The organism is Micromonospora pattaloongensis (genome assembly GCF_900107255.1).
Lineage (GTDB): Bacteria > Actinomycetota > Actinomycetes > Mycobacteriales > Micromonosporaceae > Micromonospora_I > Micromonospora_I pattaloongensis.
Window position 1 is genome coordinate 472,278 of record NZ_FNPH01000004.1, and the last position, 17,551, is coordinate 489,828.

Genomic DNA, 17,551 nt, shown 5'->3' on the forward strand with positions numbered 1-17,551 from the left:
GGTCAGCTCCCCCGCAGCGCGTCGAGCTCGGCGATCGCCTCGGCGTCGCTGAGCTGCGCCACGTCGACCTCCCGCTCCGGCGTTGCAGCGCCGGCCCGCTCCGGCGGCGCGAGCTGCTGGTCGATGAATCGGGCGGCCGCGTCGACCGTGGGGTGGTCGAAGACCATCGAGGTGGGCAGCGGGACGCCGAAGACCGACTCGAGCGCGTTCTTCAGCTCGACCGCCATCAGCGAGTCCAGGCCCAGCTCGGCGAACTTGGCACCGGCCGGCACGTCGTCCGCGCCGTCGAAGTGCAGCACCGCGGCCAGCTTGGCCCGGAGCAGCTCGCCGACGCTCGCCAGCCGGACCGCTGCCGGCTGGGCGCGCAGCTCGTCCAGATCCACCCGCACCGCGCGCCGCGCGGCCTCGCGGGCCACCTCGCGGTAGAGCGCGTTGCCGGCGGGCCGGCTGGCCACGTACCGGTCCCAGTCGAACTCACCGACCATGACCTGCGGTCGGGGGTCGGCGAGCAGCCGGGTCAGGGCGCGCCCACCGTCGACCGGGCTGAGGAAGCGCAGGCCCTGCTGCTCGATCCGCCGGCGACTCCGGTCGTCCATGCCGGCGGCCATGCCGACCGCGGCCCAGGGGCCCCAGTCGATGCTCAGCGCCGGCAGGCCCTGCCCGGCGCGCCAGTGCGCCAGCCCGTCCAGAAAGGAGTTGGCGGCGGCGTAGTTCCCCTGGGCCACCGGGCCGAGCGGCGCCGACACCGAGGAGTAGGTGACGAAGAGGTCCACGCCGCCCAGGTCCTCGGCCAACCGGTGCAGCAGCCAACCGCCGTACACCTTGGGCCGGAGCACGGCCTCGACCTGCGCCCAGTCCATGGTGGCGATCGGGGTGTCGGCCAGCACGCCGGCGGCGTGCACGACGCCGCCGAGCGGGTGCGGCGCCGCGCGCAGCGCGGCGGTGACCCGCGCCATGTCGACGGGGTCCGCGACGTCGCCGCGGAGGACCTCCAGCCGGACGTCCGGCCCGAACCGGGCGGCCAGCTCGGCCCGCCGCTCGTCGTCGACCGCCCGCCGGCTCAGCAGCGCCAGGTGGCGCGCCCCGCCCGCCACCAGCCGCTCGCCGGCCAGCAAGCCGAGCGCGCCCAACCCGCCGGTGACGAGGTAGGTCCGGTCCGGCCGCAGCTCGACCGGCCGCGGTCGCGGTCGCTCGTCGCCGAACCGCAGCACCAGCTTGCCGACGTTGCCGCCTCGGCTGAGCACACCGAACGCCTCCGCGGTCTCGCTCAGCGCGTACTCGGTGGTCGGGATCGGCGTGAGCGCGCCCTGCTCGATCAGATCGGCCACCCGGCCGAGGATCCGTTGGTTGGTCGCCGCCAGCTCGTCCGCCGGCAACTCGCTGAGGTCGAAAAAGTGGTATGCCACGTCCGGCCGGGCGTCGCGTACCGCAGCGGTGGACCAGATCCCGATCTTGCCCAGCTCCACGAACCGCCCGCCGTGGCCCAGCGCGCGCAGGCCGGCCGGGATGAAGTCCTTGTTGAGGCTGTTCAGCACGATGTCCACGCCGGCGCCGTCGGTGACCCGCAGGATCTCGTCGGCGAAGTCGAGGGTGCGGGAGTTGAACACGTGGGCCACCCCCTGCCGCCGCAGCAACTCCTGCTTGCGCGGGCTCCCGGTGGCGTAGACCTCGGCCCCGGCGAGCTGGGCGAGGCGCACCGCCGCCTGACCCACGCCACCGGCGGCGGCGTGGATCAGCACCCGGTCGCCGGCCCGGATGCCGGCCAGCTCGTGCAGCGCGTGGTACGCGGTCACGTACGCGGTGGGCAACGCCGCCGCCTCGGCGAAGCCGATCCCCGCCGGCTTGCGCACGACGGCCGTCGACGGGACGGTGACCAGGCGCTTCATGCATCCCAGCGCGCTGACCATCACCTCGTCGCCGGGCGCGAAGTCGGCCCGCGGTCCGCTGGCGACCACGGTGCCGGCCGCCTCGAACCCCAGGGGCAGCTCCTGGTAGGGGGTGCCGGTGTCCTCGGCGTGCTGGCGCAGCAGACCGAGGGCGTTCAACACGTCCTTGAAGTTGAGCCCGGCGGCGTGCACCCGGACCTGCACCTGGTCGTCGATCGGGGCGACCGCCCGCACCGGGACCGGTCGCACGCCGTCGAACTCGCCGGGCCGCTGGATCACCAGCTCGACGTCGTCGGTCGCGACGCCCGGCTGCACGGCTCGGATCCGCCGCACGTGCCGCGCCCCGTCCCGGTAGGCGACCTGGAACTCGTCCGCCTCGGCGCCGCACCACTCGGTGACCAGCGACTCGGCGGCCTCGTCCGGACGGCCGGCGGGCAGGTCGACGAGCGTCACGCGGTACGTCGGGTGTTCGCTCCACCACGAATGGCCGAAACCCCAGAGCGTGGCCGGCGCGAGCCGGGAATCCGCCGGGCGGTCGCCGGGCAGCCGTTGCGCGCCGGTGGTGACCAGCCAGAGTCGCCGGTCGTCGCCGAACGGGACACCGTCCAGCCGGCGCGCCAGGTCCAGCAGGTCGCGGTAGTTGCGCTCGCACTCCTCCCGCAACGATCCGGCGTCGACCGGGCCGTCGCCCGCCTGCCAGAACCAGCAGACGTCGCCCGGCCGGTCGGCCAGCAGCCTGCCGGCCTCTGCCGCGCTTTCGGCCACGACCAGCTCGATGCCGGCCCGCTCAACCCGCTCGGTCAGGTGGGCCACCTCCGCCGCGGCCGGGTGCACCGCCACCACCCGCTCGGGGACCCGGGACTGCTGCCGCACCAGGGACCGCTTCGTCCAGGACGGCTCGTGGAACAGCCGGCGCCCCGCACCGGCCGTGTTGACCACCCGACGGAAGGCCAGCCCGCTCACCTGGAACACCGGCCGCCCCTCGTCGAGCAGCAGCAGCTCCGCGCTGATCTCGTCGCGCTCCGGGTCCGCGCCGGTGATCCGGACCAGGCCGCGCAGCCGCTCGCCCTTGGGCTTGCGGAGGAACCGGAAGGCGCCGAAGCGCACCGGCAGGTAGGTGTGTTCGGTCTCGGCGACCGCCGCCAGTGTCTGGATCACGCAGTCCAGCACGAACGGGGCCAGCATCTCCACGGCGGCGGTGCGGTGACCACGCAGCACGGACACGGCGACGTCCCCATGCCGTTCGATCCGCTCGATCCGGCGGAACTCCGGCCCGTACTCGAGCCCCAGGTCGGCGTAGTCGGCGTAGATTTCCGCCCCCTCGGTGACCACCGTCGCCGGCGCCGCCGCGTCGGCGGTGAGCCGGCGCGTCAGCACGGTCAGCGGCTCGGCCGGGGCGTCGGCGGCGATGAACGCGGTCACGTGCCGCCGCTCGACACCGGTCTCCGGCGCCCGGCTGACCACCTCCACGGCGGCGCCGCCGTCCTCCGGACGCAGCCGTGCCCGCAGCTCGACCTCCTGGTCGGCGGGGAGCAGCAGCGGCTCGTGGATGTCCAGGTCGCGGATCAGCCGGCCGGTCTCCCCCCAGACCTCGTCCTGGAGCGCGAGCAGCACCTCGACGTATCCGGCGGCCGGGAAGACCACCTGACCCAGCACGACGTGGTCGGCCAGGTATCGCGGCCGGTCCGGGGAGAGCGTCGTGCGGAACTCGCGCTCCCCGCGGGCCCGCTGCTCGGTGGTGGTGACCTCGGGCCCCAGCAGAGGATGGGTGACGGCCGCGGCGTCGGCCGCGCCGCCCCGCGCGTGCCGGCGCCCGTCGAGCGGCAGCCAGTACCGTTTCCGGTCGAAGGCGTACGTCGGCAGATCGACCGGCCGTCCCGACTCGCCCTCGTGGAAACCCGCCCAGTCGATCGACGCCCCCGCCTGGTAGTGGGCGGCGAGCGCGCGGAGCAGCACGTCGCCGTGCTCGTCTCCGGGGTGGAGGCTGGGCAGCCAGCGGTGTTCGCCGGCGCCCAGCGACTCGCGCCCGAGGGTCAGCAGCGTCGACCCCGGGCCGATCTCGATGAAGGTGTGCGACCCCCGCTCGCCGATGGCGGCCACGCCGTCAGCGAAGCGCACCGGCTCGCCGACGTGCCGGACCCAGTAGTCGGCGTCGCTCATCTGGCCCGGATCGGCCAGCCGGCCGGTCACGTTGGAGACGACGGGCACCTGCGGCTCGGCCCACTCGATGCCGTCCAGGGCGGCCCGGAAGCGCGGGTAGATCTCCGCCATCAGGGGCGAGTGGAAGGCGTGCGAGACGGGCAGCCGGCGAGTGCCGATGCCGCGCGCTTCGATTGCCTCGACGACGGCGGCCAGCGACTCCCGTCCTCCCGAGACGACGCAGCGGTTGGGCGCGTTGATCGCGGCGAACGCCAGGTCGTCGTGGGAGCAGACCAGATCCGCCACCTGCTCCATCGGCGCGGCCACCGCGACCATCCCGCCCGGCGCGGACACCGCCTGCATCAACTCGGCCCGCGCCGCGACCAGCCGCACGGCGTCCGGCAGGGTCAGCACCCCGCCGAGCGCCGCCGCCGTCACCTCTCCGATGCTGTGCCCGATCAGGACGTCCGGTCGTACTCCCCAGCTCAGCCAGAGCTGGGCGAGCGAGTATTCCAGCGTGAACAGGGCCGGCTGGGTGAAGCGGGTCTGGTGGATCTCGTCGGGATCGTCGGTGCGGCCCAGCATGAGGTCCCGGACGGAGCGGCCCAGGTGACCGGCGAAGAGCCGATCGCACTCGTCGACGTGGCGGCGGAAGACCGGATACCGGTCGTAGAGCGGAGCGCCCATCCCCGGACGCTGGGCGCCCTGCCCGGTGAAGGCGAAGGCGACCCGCGCGGCGGCCGGGCCGGCCGGGCGGGGCTCGGCGGCCAGCAGCTCGGTCAGCTCGTCCCGGTTGTGGACCACGCTGGCGAGCCGGGTGCCGAGGTGGGCGCGGCCCAGGTGGGCGGTGCGGCAGAGGTCCGCCAGCGACAACTCGGGCCGGGCGTCGAGGAATTCGCGGTAACGCGCCGCCTGGAGCCGCAGGCTCCGGGGAGTGATCGCGGAGAGGGTGAACAGATGCGGTTCCGCGTCCCCGGAGGGCGGGGCCGGGGACACCTCGCCCCAGCCGGGCGCCTGCTCCAGGACCACGCTGGCGATGGTGCCGGCGAACCCAAAGGAGTTGACCAACGCCCGCCTGGTCCCCGCCGGCCATGCCCGGGCCTCGGTGGGCACCGCCACCGGGGCGCTCGCCCAGGGGATGTGTTCGGACGGGTGGGCCAGGTTGAGGTGCGGGTATATCTGCCCGTCGCGCAGTTGCAGGACGGTCTTGACGATCCCGCCGACGCCGGCCGCCGCCTCCATGTGGCCGACGTTCGTCTTAAGCGAGCCGACCAGGATCGGCTCCCGCATGCTGTGCGAGGCGGCGAAGACGGCACGGATCGCGCCCATCTCGATCGGGTCGCCCAACGGGGTGCCGGTGCCGTGGGCCTCGACGTACTGGATCTCCTCCGGCGCCAGCATCGCGGCGTCCAGGGCGGCCCGCATCACCGCCTCCTGCGCTGAGCCGTTCGGCACGGTCAGGCCACCGCTCTCGCCGTCCTGTCGGACAGCCGAGCCGCGGACCAGGGCGAGGATCCGGTCGCCGTCGCGCTTGGCGTCGGAGAGCCGCTTGAGCACCAGCATGCCGCAGCCCTCGCTGCGGCTGTACCCGTCGGCGGCCGCGTCGAAGGTCTTGCACTCGCCGTCGGGTGCCAGCATGTTGGCCTGGGAGAACACGATGTGGTTGCGCGGGTGGTGGATCGCGTTGACGCCGCCGCAGAGCGCGATCTCGCACTCCCGCCGTCGCAGCCCCTCGACCGCCAGGTGCAGCGAGACGAGGGAGGACGAACAGGCGGTGTCCACGGCCATGCTGGGGCCCCGCAGCCCGAGGAAGTAGGAGACCCGGCCCGGGATGGCGCTGTGTGCGGTGCCCGTGCCGATGTAGGCGTCCAGCTCCTCGTAGCCCAGCGCGTCGACCTCCAGGATGTAGTCCACGCAGCTGACCCCGACGTAGACGCCGCCCGAGCCGTGCCGCAGCGAGGCCGGATCGATGTTGGCGTGCTCCAGCGCCTCCCAGGTCGTCTCCAGCACCAGACGGTGCTGCGGGTCGATGTACTGGGCCTCCTTCGGCGAGATGGCGAAGAAGCGCGGGTCGAACTGGTCGATGCCGCTCAGGAACCCACCGCCGCTGGTCCCGACCGCACCCTTCTCCCCCGCCTCGGTGGCGGCCAGCCCGGCCACGTCCCAGCGGTCCGCCGGGATCGGGCCGGTGCCGGAGCCGCCGGAGCGCAGGAACTCGGCGAATCCGCCCGGCGAGTCGTTGTCCCCGGGGAACCGCAGCCCCACCCCCACGATCGCGACGGGTTCGTACCGTTCCAGAAGCAGGTCGTTGAGGAGCTCGTCCCGGGCACCGGGATCGGCGTGGTCGCTCGTCGGCATGTGTTCTCCCTGGTGGCTGGCAGATCGCCGGTCGACGGCGGGGTTCAGGCCTCGTACAGCCGGTGCAGCAGGTCCCGGACGAGCGCCTGGCGAACGGCCCGGTCCGGTCCGTCGTCGGCCGCCGGGGCGGCCGGACGCGGCGGGAACAGGTCGGACAGCCCGGTGGCGGTCAGGTGGTCGAGCAGGTCGGCGACGGTCAGCTTGTGGAACAGCGCGGAGGTGTCGATCTCGCAGCCGAGCTCGGCCTCCAGGGTCTGCTTGATCTCGGTGACCCCGAGCGAGGTGAGACCCAGCCCGAAGTAGTTCTCGTCCAACGGCAGGTTTTCGTCCGGGGTCAGCAGCAGCGCGGCCCGGAACTTCTCGACGACCAGGTTCTCCAGGGCCGCCCACCGGGCGTGGGGCGGCAGTTCGGCGAGGTGCCGGCGGGCGGGGGCGGTGGTCACCGGCTCACCCCACCGCCGGCGCGTCGGTGATGACCACCTTGACCTCACCGCGACAGTCGCCGGTGCCGTCGTCCCAGTAGCGGCAGCGCGTGTCGTTGATGAGCAGGCTGCCGCGCTGGTGGATCCGGGTGAAGCTGATCTCGCCGTAGAAGCGCTTGCCGTGCATCGCCCGCCGGAACGAGCTGCGGAAGTCGGTGATCAGGATGTTCGGCAGCTGGCGGCGCCAGTAGTCGTCCATCGTCCACTGCGCGTACGGCTCGGCGGCCTTCTCGAGCACCGCCTTGGCGGCCACGTAGTAGAACATCTGGTTGTAGCAGATGTTGAACTCGACGGCGTTGAAGTGGCCCGTGTCGTCGATGTAGCACGACTCCGGGATCTCGAACTCGCACCGCGCCGTCAGCGGCGCGGTGTCCGGGTCGGTGGACGCGGTGACCACCGCCGACTTGAGGTACTTGCAGTGCTCACGGTACGGCCGCAGCACCCGATCCAACAGCTCGGCGTCCTCGCCGAACCGCAGGGCGTGCTCCTCCTCCGGGGCTGGCATCGAAGAACCCTCCTCGCGTACGCGTCGGTCAGAACGTCACGGGTAGCGACTGCAGGATGCGGATGAGGTACGACCGCCGCCACGGCAGTTGCTCGGCCGGCACCGCGAGACGCAGGTTCGGCAGCCGGTCGAGCACCGCCCGCAGCGCCACCGTCATCTCCATCCGGGCCAGTTCCGAGCCCGGGCAGTAGTGCGGACCCTGCCCGAAGGCCAGGTGGTGGTTCTCCGGCCGGCTGAAGTCGAGCTCGTCCGGCTCGGGGAACCGCTGTGGGTCGCGGTCGGCGGCGCCCATCGCCACGATCACCACGTCGCCGGCCGCGATCTGCACGCCCCCGATCTCCATGTCCTCGGTGGCGAAGCGCCGCACGCCGGTGTGCGCGGTGCCGTAGTAGCGCAGGAACTCCTCGACCGCGGCGGGCAGCCGCTCCGGGTGCGCGCGCAGCTCGGCCATCCGCTCGGGGTGTTCCAGCAGCGACAGGATGCTGCCGCCGATCATGCCGACGGTGGTGTCGTAGCCGCCGAGCAGCACCATAAAGCCGAGCCCGATCAGCTCGTGGTCGTCCAGGCTCTGGCCCTGGTCGTCGCGGGCCAGGATCCACTGCGAGAACACGTCGTCGCCGGGATCGGCGCGCTTCTCGGCCACCATCCGGACGAGGAACCGCAGCATGCTGCCGGACGCCTCGTGGGCGACCTCGGCCAAGTCGCGGCCGGAGGCGTCGGCCACCGGGATGGTGGCCAGCATCGCGTCGCTCCAGTGGACGAAGTTGGCGCGGTGCTCGTCCGGCACGCCCAGCAGGTCGCCGATGATGGTGATGGGCAGCGGCGCGGCGAGCGCGGTCACCAGGTCGGCCTCGCCCTTGTCGACGACGGCGTCGATGAGCTGCTCGGTGATCTGCTCGACCCGCGGTCGCAGGCCCTTGACCCGCTTGAAGGCCAGCGCGCGGTTCATGAACTCGCGCAGCCGGGTGTGCTCCGGCGCGTCCTCGGTGGCCAGAGTGCGGCTGCGGAACTCGGCCGGCAGCGGCATGGCTCGGTAGGCGCTGCCGGCGTGCTTGATGTTACGGGCGAGCCGGCGGTCGGCCAGCGCCGCGCGGGTCTCCGGGTAGCCGGTGACGAGCCAGGCCGGCACCCCCTCCGGGGTCACGATGCTGTGCACGGGGCCGGCCTGGTGCATCAGCGCGTAGGCGCGGTAGGGGTCGGCGAAGAAGGTGTCGTCGAACGCCGCGACGGGGCAGCGGCTCTGGGCGTCGGTCATGAGAAGCGCTCCGGGGACTCGACGGGACTACGACGCGTCTTCGTAGAACGGGTGGGCGTCGTGGACGGTCACCCGGTGCGAGACGGCCGGCTCGGGCGTGGCCGTGTGCAGCGCCCGGTGCACCAGCGACCGGTTGTCCCAGATCAGCAGGTCGTCCGGCTCGTAGGTCTGCAGGTGGATGTACTCGCTGGTGAAGGTGGCGTCGAGCTGGCCGCTGAACTCCAGCAGCCGGTCGAGCAGGTCGTCGGTGCGCACCGTGCCGTCGGCGTCGTGGATCTCGTACGCGAAGGCCTCGCTCAGGTAGAGCACGCGTTCGCCGGTGACCGGGTGGCGGAACACGGTGGGGTGCGCCACCGCGGGCGTCTTCTGCTCGATCTCCTCGAGCAGGTCCTTGATCGGCCGGTAGACGTCGCTCGGGCGGATCTTGAAGTAGCGGCGCGGGCTGTGCATCGTCCGGGTGCTGGCGACCGCGGCCTTCAGCTCGTCGGGCAATTGCTCGTACACCCGACCCATGTCGATGAAGTAGGTGCCGCGGTTCTTTTTGGGCAGCACCTGCGGGTAGATCAGGGTCAGCCCGAACGGCTCGGCCATGAACTGGTAGTCGGCGTGCCAGAACTTGCCGGTCTGGGGTACGCCGACGCGCTGGTCCCCGCTGCTCACGTTGGACGAGACGAAGATCTCCGGGTATTCCGGGTGGTGGTACATCGGCTCGTAGTAGACGTCGATGCGTCCCAGTCGCCGACCGAGGTCGATGAACTCGGGCGAGGAGAGGCGCTGCCCCCGCAGCACCACGATCTTCTCGGTGTAGACCAGCTTCTTGAGCGCCTCGAATTCGTCTGCGGAAGCCGTCCGCGGATCGAACGATTCGACGGTCACGCCGAACCTGGCACCGCTCCGCTCAGTAACGCGCATCGCTTCCCCTCTTTCGAATGACCGATGATCGGATCGCCGGAACAGCCAATCGTCCGCATTTCGGGACGGCCGCCGACGGCCCCGCGTCGATTTCGAAAGTAGGAGACGCCCGACCTCACCCGCAACGCGCTTAGCCGGCCGGCAAGAGATTGCTTCGGCGTCAATTAAGCGCGGTTTTAGCGATCCGCACACGAGCGCGAAAAAACTCCGGCCGGGCCCTCGGGGCCCGGCCGGAAAGCGTCCTCTGCGCGGCCCTACGGGCAGCGCACCACCTGACCGGCGTACGCCAGGCCACCACCGAATCCGAACAGCAGCACCGGGGCTCCGGACGGGACGTCACCCGCCGCGACCAGCTTCGCCAGCGCGATCGGAATGCTGGCCGCGGCCGTGTTGCCGGACTCCACCACGTCGCGGGCCAGCAGGGCCTGCTCGGCGCCGAGCCGCTTCACGAACGGTTCGATGATGCGCAGGTTGGCCTGGTGCGGCACGACCGCGGCGAGCTCCTCCGGCCGGACACCCGCCTTCTCACAGGTCCGCCGGCCGAGCTCGGGCAGCACGGTGGTGGTCCACCGGAAGACGGTCTGCCCCTCCTGCTGGAACGGGCCGGACGGACCCTCGATGCGGACCACGCCCGCCATCGACGGCACCGAACCCCACACGACCGGCCCGATGCCCGGCTCGTCCGACGCCTCCACCACCGCCGCGCCCGCGCCGTCGCCGATCAGCACGCACGTGCTGCGGTCGGTCCAGTCGACGAAGTCGCTGAGCTTGTCCGCGCCGATGACCAGGGCCCGGCTGGCCGAGCCGGCCCGGATGGCATGGTCGGCCGTGGCGAGCGCGTGGGTGAACCCGGAGCAGGCGGTGTTCACGTCGAGCGCGGCCGGCGCCACCATGTCGAGCCGGGCGGCGACCCGGGTGGCCATGTAGGGCGAACGATCGATCGCGGTGCAGGTCGCGACCACGACCAGATCGATGTCCGCGCCGGTCAGGCCGGCCGCCGCGAGCGCCTTGGCGCCGGCCTGGGCGGCCATTTCGTCGACCGTCTCGGATTTCTCGGCGATGCGCCGGGTGCGAATGCCGACCCGAGTCGTGATCCACTCGTCGCTGGTGTCCACCAGTTTCGCCAGATCGTCGTTGGTGACCACCTTCGACGGCTGATAATGACCCAGCCCAATGATCTTCGACCCAGTCAAGAGAGCAACTCCTCGCCAATCGGCACGCGCGGGCCGATCGCCAGCCGCGCCGCTGGCCGATCGGCATTCAGGGTACCTTCGCCACGGTGGTCCCGTCATGACCCTCTCACGGACTGCTGAACAGTAGCGCCACGTTGTGCCCGCCGAAGCCGAAGGAATTGTTCAACGCCACCGGGATGTCGACATACCGCGGCGTGTGCGCCGCCACGTCCAGCGTCGCCGCCTCGTCCAACTCGTCCACGTTGATCGTCGGCGGCACGACGCCGTCGCGAATGGCGAGGATCGTGGCGATCGCCTCCACCGCGCCGGCCGCGCCGAGCAGGTGCCCGGTCATCGACTTGGTCGAGGTCACGACCGGATGCTCGCCGAGGGCGCTGCGGATGGCCCGCACCTCCGCGAGGTCGCCGGCGGGCGTGCTGGTCGCGTGCGCGTTGACGTGCCTGACCTCGCCGGGGTCGAGCCCGGCCTCGGCGAGGGCGAGGGTGATCGCCCGGATCGCGCCCCGGCTGCCCGGATGGGGCTGCACCATGTCGTGACCGTCGGCGGTCACCCCGGCGCCGACCAGGCGGGCGTGGATCCGGGCCCCGCGCGCGGCGGCGTGCTCGGCGCGTTTGAACACCACCACGCCGGCCCCTCCCCCATCGGCGTACGGCATCCGGACCGTGGTGCTCGCCCCCGGCCTACTGGACACCGGGCTGGGCGAGGCGCTCGATGAGAAGATCCGCGAGGAGAAGGCGCAGCGGTCGATGCTCGGCATCGGCTCGGTCGACGACATCGCGGCCACCGCCGTCTTCCTCGCCGGCAGCGACGCGGACTACATCAATGCCGTCCTGATCAGAGTGGACGGCGGACTCGTCTACTGAAACGGCCGACGGCGGTCCGGCTCCGTTCCCCGGAGTCGTCAGGGGGATCTACCATACGGAGGGCTGCGGAAGCGGGCCGTGATGCAACCCAGAATGGCCGGGCGACCGCCTGGGGAGCCGGCCCCGTGACACTTGGAAGGTACGTTGTCACTCGCATATTCCAGCCTCCGCATGATTGCCAGCCCCACACTGAAGACCTTCTGGAAACTGCGGGTCAGCGGCTTCGAGCACGTGCCGGAAAGTGGCCCGGTCATTCTCGCCGCAAATCACCTCTCCGTGGCCGATCATCTCTTTCTGCCCGTCGCCTGTCCACGTCTGGTGTTCTTCATGGCCAAGTCCGACTATTTCGTCGAAACCGGCGCCAAAGGACGACTGCGTGGCCTGTTCATGCGGTCGGTGGGTCAGATCCCGGTGGAACGCAGCGGGGGGCGGGCCGCTCTCGCCGGCCTTGAGCAGGCCCGTCAGGTGATTCTCAGCGGAAAGGTATTCGGCATCTTCCCGGAGGGCACCAGGTCCGTCGACGGCCGGCTCTACCGAGGCAAAACTGGCGTTACCCGACTGGCACTGATGACCGGCGCCCCGGTGGTCCCGGTGGGTCTGATCGGCACTGACGCCGTGCAGCCGCGCGGCAAGCTCCTACCCCGTGCCGGGCTCGAGGTCGGCGTCCACTTCGGCAAGCCGCTCCACTTCCGGGGCTCCGACGAGACGCGGCGCAACGCCCGGGAAATCCGGGCGATGACCGATGAGGTGATGGACCGGATCGCGGAGCTGACCGGCCAGGAGACGGTCAACGCCTATGCCGTCCGGCCGGACGCCGCCGCGTCAGGCACGCCCGGCAGCGCGGGCCGGTCCGGCGGCTGAGAAAGTGGTGTGACACCTCGGCGTGATCTTCGGTGACCGGTGGCCCCCCGGTGCCCGCGCCGCTCGACGGGGCGGCGCGGGCACGGTGTCACCGGTCAGGCCGCGAGCGCGTCGGCCCCGCTCAGTCGCATGTCGAGCTGCAGGATCCGGTGCTGGAGCCGCTGGGTGGTCGCGCTCGGCTCCAGGCCGGCGGCGTCGATCAGCAGCTCACGCAGGCGCGCGTAGATGGACAGCGCCTCGGCGGCGCGGCCACTGCGGTAGAGACACAACATCAGGAGCTGGTGGATGTGTTCGTGCAGCGGGTGTTCCGCCGCCATCGCGATCAGCTCGGGGATCAACCGGGCGTGCCGGTCGAGGTTGAGTTCCAGCTCCGCCTTGCGGCCGAAGGTCGCCAGCATCTGCTCGTCGAACCGGCGCCCGATCGCGTTCAACGCCGGCAGCATGCGCAGGTCGGCCAGGGCCGGCCCACGGCGCAGCAGCAGCGCCTGCTGGAGCATCTCGACCGCGTCCTCGATGCGGTTCTCGCTCTCGGCGTGGTCGGCCTGCCGAACCAGCGACCGGAAGACTTGGTGGTCGATGACGTAGTCGCCGTCGTCGAGCACGTATCCCGACGGCCGGGTGGCGATCGCCCCCTGCGGAGTGCCGTTGGCGTCCAGGTGCTTGCGCAGCCGTGACACGTACACCTGCATCGCGGTCGTCGCGGTGCGGGGAGGGTTGTCGGGCCAGAGCGCGACCTGCATCTGCTGCGTGGTCATGACCACCCCCGGGTGGGCGCTGAGCAGAGCCACCAGGGCACGCATCTTCGCGGGCGCGGGCGTGATCGAATTGCCGCATTCGTCCAAAATCTCGAGCGGCCCCAGCAGATTGACGAAAACCTTACCTTCGGTGCTTGAATTTTGCGGTGCGTACAGCACGGAGCCAATGCTGTTCAAAGCGCCTCCCCCGTGAAGCTGCTCGTGTTGCCGGATGAACTCCGGGCCGAGCGATCCAGCCGGCCGATCCTGACAGAGGCTCCGGCGGGTGTCAACGGCCCTACTGCCATGATGCAGACTGACCTGCATCAATAGCATGCTCACTATCGCGGGTCCGTGACAACGCTACCGCACTCATGCGACACCAAGCCGACATCGATTGGCAGCGCATAGCATCCGTGCAGGTGAGTCGACGCACGATAGGGAATCTTGGACGCCGGAATTGCTAGTTTTATGCGGGGATAGCGGACGGCGAGCTGCTCCAGCACCATCTTGAGTTCGAGCTTGGCGAGGAACGCGCCGAGGCACACGTGGATGCCGTCACCGAAAGCGAGGTGCCGAGGAGCGCGCGGCCGGTCGGGATCGATCGTCTCGGGGGTGCGGCAAGGCGGCGTCGTCCCAGTTCGCCACCTGCACCGAGGCGATGACGCCCTCACCAGCCAGGATCGCGTAGTCACCGAAAGTGACCCGGGCGGTCACCCGGCCGGCCGGACCGACGGGTCGTCCCCCGCGGGGTGCGCGTCGGCGGCCGGCACCCAAAGGCGCAGCGGGTGGGCGATCGACTCCGGCTGGACCTCGGCGCACCGGACGGCGGCGTCACCGCACCGGAAGCGGTTCATCAGGTACAGCCGCGCGGCGCCCAGCGCCTGTAGGCGGAGGCCGAGGTATTCGGCCTGCGGCAGCGGGGAGAGCCTCGAGTTAGGAAGAGGTGGCTGTCAGCGCTGGAGCGACCAGTCTGCGTCGCCGTCGGTGACCGTGGCGTCGCTGAAATGGTCGGGGGTGGCGTTGGGCCACTGACCACCGGGGAAGGTGCTGCCGTCAACCGCTTCGCCGTGCAGTACCACCATCTGGCTGGCCTGAGCGCCGAGGACCGCGACGAGGCCACTCACCGCCGCGACGATCATTCCTGTGTTGACGGCGGCCTCCTCGACGATGAGCGCGGCACCGGCCCAGGAGAAGACCACACTGCCGAGCGCCGCGAGCGCGGTAATGGTCGCGACAATGAACTTGATCAGAATGACGGCGAGCGCCACGTAGAAGGCCAGGCCGGTCGCCGCGCACGTGTACAGCGCGACGGCGGTCTTGTCGGCGAGGGTGCCGACGCGGGCGGCGGCGTCCGACTGGGGCTTGATCTGCTTGACGTAGGCGTCGGCGGCGCTGCCGTGCCAGACCCGGCCCACCCCGAGCAGTTCCGGCTTGAGCTGGCCGGACACGCCGGTGGCGAGCCCGCGGACATCTTCCCAGTCCCGGGCGGTGAAGAAGAAGGTCACGGGCGCGGCGGCGCCTTTGAGTAGCTCTGCGAGCTTGTCGAGGACCCACGATCCGAGTTCGAGGATCTTGTTGCCCACCCAGACGAGGTCATCGGCGACGCTTTGCGTGACGTACCAATGGCTGGTCGCCTTCTGCACCGTCGGGCCGACCTCCTGGAGCTTGGCTGACAGGTCTGCCATACCGGCGGTGAGTTTGTCGATAGTGGCTTCGTACTGAGCGACGCTGAATGCCATCCGGATCGGTTCCCAAAGTCAGTAGAGGTTCTGGAGCTTGTGCGCGTTGCTGGCGTCTTCGGCGTCGTAGGTGTCGGCGACCTGGCGCAGCGTGGCAGCGATGTCGGCCATCCGCTGCTGACCCTCGCGGCAGCGGGCGGTGATCTGATCGGCGACTTCGTCGTACGGGGAGACCAGCAACTGGAAGATTCCCGCCTCCAGCCGGGTCATCCGCAGCCCTTGGGCCTTGCCGGCGATAACTTCCATCTGGTCACTGTGGCGCAGCCACATGTTCGCCTCGGTACGCAGCGTCTCGGTGGCGACCGCGACCTCTTGCTTGCTGGGGGGCGGAGACATGACGACAGTTCCCTTCAGGATTGGGCCAGCCGCTGCGGGTCGTTCAGGATCGCGAGGGCTTCGGTAAGCAACTGGTCCAGCTCGCCGGTTGAGTGAGAGGGCTGAGATGCGCGAGCCAGGTCCGCGCGAGCCATGGCGACTGCCTCACGCAGCGCGGCGGTCAGGGCCGTCCCACGCTGCTGGCCCGCCCATCGCGGTTCGGCCTCGCACGACACCAGGCCGGCCTTGGACACGGTGACAACCAGTCGACCCGATGCGTCCGTGCCGGTTCCGCTAACGGCCAACGGCGACGCGGCGGCGAACTCGTCGACCCGGTCGGCGGCCCGCAGCACATCCTCCACCAGGTACTCCAGTCCGCGTGGCCGCGCGCGGTCCCATTGATGCCGCAGCTCAGCGGGCAGCGCATCGGCCGGCGCCGGCGCCGGCCGCTCGGCCAGGTCCTCACGCATCCGATCGACCCGTGCACGCAGCCCGTCGGCCTGCAACGCCTGCGACCAGGCCGCCATCCGTTCACCGGCAGCGGTCTGACATGCCTCTAACACCGCGGCACCGAATCCGTCGGCGGTCAGCCGGTGCTGCCAGTCCGGCTCCACGGTGATGGATTCGGGCAGGCCGTCGCGGCCGAGTACCGCGCGCACCATGCCGCTACGGTCCGTCGCCTCCACCCGTTCCGGCACACCGGCCTGTGCCTGCGCCAAGAGGTTCTGCATCCCCACGGCGTACTGCTGGAACTGCTGCAACGAACTGAGGATGTCGGCGGTCACGAACGGTCCTTTCGTAGCTGCTCGAAACGTCCCCGCAACCGCTCGCCACTGGCGGTGGCACGTACCCGTACCAGCCGCATAGCCACCGCAGCCATCGCCGCCGCCCCGACCAGCAGCAGCATCCCCAGCACCGCATCGCTGCCGGTACGAGTCGACGCCACGCTTCCCATCCCCAGCACGACGATCCCAACCGTGACGGCGACCAGCGGCCCAGCTATGCCCCACCGGCGGCCACGCGACCAGTCCCGCGCGCCATACCACGCCACCACCGAGGCCACCGCGGCGATCCCCGTCAACAGCAGCGACACCACGAGCACCGCCAGCGACAGCGGCCGACCGAACACCGCCCGGTCAGTCGCATCGGGCGATCGAAACCACGCGTAAAGGACCGAGACAAGACACAGCCCGGCGACGGTCCCCCATACCAACCCCGTGTCCCGCCCCCGCGGACCAGCCAAACCACCAGCCATGGCCAGCGAGCCTAGTGCCCCAGGTGCCCGTTGTCAGATCATCTTCTCGGCTGATCGACCCGCGCATTACGAGTCCGCAGTTCGGTTCAAGGTCCGCAAACCCGAGAAGCCGCGAAGTACGGCACGATAGCGCGGGCAGCACCTGAGGAGTCAGCTGACGCGGCGATAGCGGATGTGGCTGGCCAGCGGTGAGTGAAGCACCTCGGCGGGTTCGAAGCCGAATGATTCAACACCGTCGAAGATGCGCTCGCCCGAACCGAGCAGGACCGGTGCGATGTCGAGGGTGAACTCGTCGATCACGCCGGCGATCAGTGCCTGTCGGACGGTCGAGGCCCCACCGGCGATGTCCACGCCGTTGTCTCCGGCAGCCTGGCACGCTGCGGAGTAGGCCGCGTCGAAGCCCTCGGTGACGAAGTGGAAGGTCGTCCCGCCGTCCATCTCGATCGGGTCATGTCCGTGATGGGTCAGCACGAACACCGGCGCGTGATACGGCGGTTCGGGGCCCCACCACCCGGTCCATTCCTCATCCCAGTCCCCGCGGATCGGGCCGAACATGTTCCGACCCATCACATACGCACCCCGCGGGCGCATGAGCCACTCGCTCGCGACCTTGTCGGCATCGTTGGCTCGCGGGTCGCCGATGTGCCAGCCGTGCAGCTCCCGCCCCCGCTTGCCCAGGGGGTCTTCGCGGCTCTGGTCCGGCCCGGCGACGAAGCCGTCCAGCGAGATCGACATGTGGCAAGTGGTGTCCGGCACCGCGAACCTCCTGAGTGATCGCGACTTGCAAGCGGCCGTGCGGACCGTAGCAGGCGATGGCGCGGGGAACGGGGACACAGCTCGACCAACCTGGCGATGGGCCAGGTACCTCCGTCCAGGTGGGGCCACTCAGGGTTGACAAAATCAACCGGCTTCGGCCGATACGCTTCACGTTGCATCGACCCAAAATTTCCAACCGGAGCTGTCACGGATCATCCGACCACGATCCGTAACGCATCAACTGAAGCCCGACATACCGGCTGCGTTGTGTCCCGCCTGATGCTTTACACCTGCG

The 17,551-nt window shown here is 70.7% G+C and carries 16 protein-coding genes; 2 read left to right on the forward strand and 14 right to left on the reverse strand.

What is annotated here, in order from left to right; translation table 11 throughout:
* Positions 1-2 precede the first annotated feature (2 nt).
* From BLW47_RS14545 to BLW47_RS14575, 7 genes are all read right to left on the reverse strand, one after another.
* Complete coding sequence (locus BLW47_RS14545; protein ID WP_091556564.1) at positions 3-6,383, reverse strand: type I polyketide synthase; 6,381 nt, start codon at positions 6,381-6,383, stop codon at positions 3-5.
* Positions 6,384-6,427: 44 nt separating this feature from the next.
* Positions 6,428-6,826 carry an acyl carrier protein gene (locus tag BLW47_RS14550; RefSeq protein WP_091556566.1) on the reverse strand — a complete coding sequence of 133 codons (399 nt, stop codon included), beginning with the start codon at positions 6,824-6,826 and terminating at the stop codon, positions 6,428-6,430.
* Positions 6,827-6,830: 4 nt separating this feature from the next.
* On the reverse strand, positions 6,831-7,370 hold the full coding sequence (locus BLW47_RS14555; RefSeq protein ID WP_091556568.1) for an FcoT family thioesterase: 540 nt from the start codon (positions 7,368-7,370) through the stop codon (positions 6,831-6,833).
* A 28-nt stretch (positions 7,371-7,398) separates the two neighbouring features.
* Positions 7,399-8,625, reverse strand: a complete 1,227-nt coding sequence (locus BLW47_RS14560; protein WP_091556570.1) for a cytochrome P450 family protein — start codon at positions 8,623-8,625, stop codon at positions 7,399-7,401.
* 27 nt (positions 8,626-8,652) lie between these two features.
* On the reverse strand, positions 8,653-9,537 hold the full coding sequence (gene scoE, locus BLW47_RS14565; RefSeq protein WP_091556572.1) for a (3R)-3-[(carboxymethyl)amino]fatty acid oxygenase/decarboxylase: 885 nt from the start codon (positions 9,535-9,537) through the stop codon (positions 8,653-8,655).
* A gap of 254 nt (positions 9,538-9,791) precedes the next feature.
* Positions 9,792-10,730 carry a beta-ketoacyl-ACP synthase III gene (locus BLW47_RS14570; protein WP_091556574.1) on the reverse strand — a complete coding sequence of 313 codons (939 nt, stop codon included), beginning with the start codon at positions 10,728-10,730 and terminating at the stop codon, positions 9,792-9,794.
* 106 nt (positions 10,731-10,836) lie between these two features.
* Positions 10,837-11,355 carry a beta-ketoacyl-[acyl-carrier-protein] synthase family protein gene (locus BLW47_RS14575; protein ID WP_425435398.1) on the reverse strand — a complete coding sequence of 173 codons (519 nt, stop codon included), beginning with the start codon at positions 11,353-11,355 and terminating at the stop codon, positions 10,837-10,839.
* A 37-nt stretch (positions 11,356-11,392) separates the two neighbouring features.
* Here BLW47_RS14575 and BLW47_RS14580 point away from each other — a divergent pair, with 37 nt between their 5' ends.
* Both BLW47_RS14580 and BLW47_RS14585 read left to right on the forward strand, forming a co-directional pair.
* On the forward strand, positions 11,393-11,593 hold the full coding sequence (locus BLW47_RS14580) for an SDR family oxidoreductase (RefSeq protein WP_245736641.1): 201 nt from the start codon (positions 11,393-11,395) through the stop codon (positions 11,591-11,593).
* 171 nt (positions 11,594-11,764) lie between these two features.
* Positions 11,765-12,454, forward strand: coding sequence for a lysophospholipid acyltransferase family protein (locus BLW47_RS14585; protein WP_091556576.1), 690 nt, complete (start codon positions 11,765-11,767; stop codon positions 12,452-12,454).
* A gap of 95 nt (positions 12,455-12,549) precedes the next feature.
* Here the strand turns inward: BLW47_RS14585 and BLW47_RS14590 are convergent, their stop codons facing one another.
* The 7 genes from BLW47_RS14590 to BLW47_RS14615 form a co-directional block, all read right to left on the reverse strand.
* A complete protein-coding gene (locus BLW47_RS14590; protein WP_175543632.1) occupies positions 12,550-13,515 on the reverse strand; it encodes an AfsR/SARP family transcriptional regulator in 966 nt (321 codons plus the stop codon).
* A 386-nt stretch (positions 13,516-13,901) separates the two neighbouring features.
* The gene (locus BLW47_RS25125) at positions 13,902-14,045 is read right to left on the reverse strand and encodes a hypothetical protein (protein ID WP_175543633.1); all 144 of its coding nucleotides are present in this window, start codon (positions 14,043-14,045) and stop codon (positions 13,902-13,904) included.
* A gap of 96 nt (positions 14,046-14,141) precedes the next feature.
* Positions 14,142-14,930 (reverse strand): hypothetical protein, encoded by a 789-nt coding sequence (locus tag BLW47_RS14595; protein WP_091556580.1) that lies wholly within the window; start codon positions 14,928-14,930, stop codon positions 14,142-14,144.
* 18 nt (positions 14,931-14,948) lie between these two features.
* The gene (locus tag BLW47_RS25625; RefSeq protein WP_245736642.1) at positions 14,949-15,266 is read right to left on the reverse strand and encodes a hypothetical protein; all 318 of its coding nucleotides are present in this window, start codon (positions 15,264-15,266) and stop codon (positions 14,949-14,951) included.
* Between the two features lie 14 nt (positions 15,267-15,280).
* A complete protein-coding gene (locus BLW47_RS14605; protein WP_091556582.1) occupies positions 15,281-16,030 on the reverse strand; it encodes a hypothetical protein in 750 nt (249 codons plus the stop codon).
* On the reverse strand, positions 16,027-16,374 hold the full coding sequence (locus tag BLW47_RS14610) for a hypothetical protein (protein ID WP_091556584.1): 348 nt from the start codon (positions 16,372-16,374) through the stop codon (positions 16,027-16,029). Before BLW47_RS14610 ends, BLW47_RS14605 begins: the two co-directional genes overlap by 4 nt.
* Positions 16,375-16,650: 276 nt before the next feature.
* Positions 16,651-17,235: a dihydrofolate reductase family protein gene (locus tag BLW47_RS14615; protein ID WP_217634850.1), complete on the reverse strand. Its 585-nt coding sequence runs from the start codon at positions 17,233-17,235 to the stop codon at positions 16,651-16,653.
* Positions 17,236-17,551: the final 316 nt, after the last annotated feature.

Coding starts and splice junctions, on each gene's coding strand:
- BLW47_RS14545 (WP_091556564.1), bottom strand. CDS start 6,383: ATGCCGACGAGCGACCACGCCGATCCCGGTGCCCGGGACGAGCTCCTC.
- BLW47_RS14555 (WP_091556568.1), bottom strand. CDS start 7,370: ATGCCAGCCCCGGAGGAGGAGCACGCCCTGCGGTTCGGCGAGGACGCC.
- BLW47_RS14560 (WP_091556570.1), bottom strand. CDS start 8,625: ATGACCGACGCCCAGAGCCGCTGCCCCGTCGCGGCGTTCGACGACACC.
- scoE (WP_091556572.1), bottom strand. CDS start 9,537: ATGCGCGTTACTGAGCGGAGCGGTGCCAGGTTCGGCGTGACCGTCGAA.
- BLW47_RS14585 (WP_091556576.1), top strand. CDS start 11,765: ATGATTGCCAGCCCCACACTGAAGACCTTCTGGAAACTGCGGGTCAGC.
- BLW47_RS14590 (WP_175543632.1), bottom strand. CDS start 13,515: ATGCAGGTCAGTCTGCATCATGGCAGTAGGGCCGTTGACACCCGCCGG.
- BLW47_RS25125 (WP_175543633.1), bottom strand. CDS start 14,045: ATGAACCGCTTCCGGTGCGGTGACGCCGCCGTCCGGTGCGCCGAGGTC.
- BLW47_RS14595 (WP_091556580.1), bottom strand. CDS start 14,930: ATGGCATTCAGCGTCGCTCAGTACGAAGCCACTATCGACAAACTCACC.
- BLW47_RS25625 (WP_245736642.1), bottom strand. CDS start 15,266: ATGTCTCCGCCCCCCAGCAAGCAAGAGGTCGCGGTCGCCACCGAGACG.
- BLW47_RS14615 (WP_217634850.1), bottom strand. CDS start 17,235: ATGTCGATCTCGCTGGACGGCTTCGTCGCCGGGCCGGACCAGAGCCGC.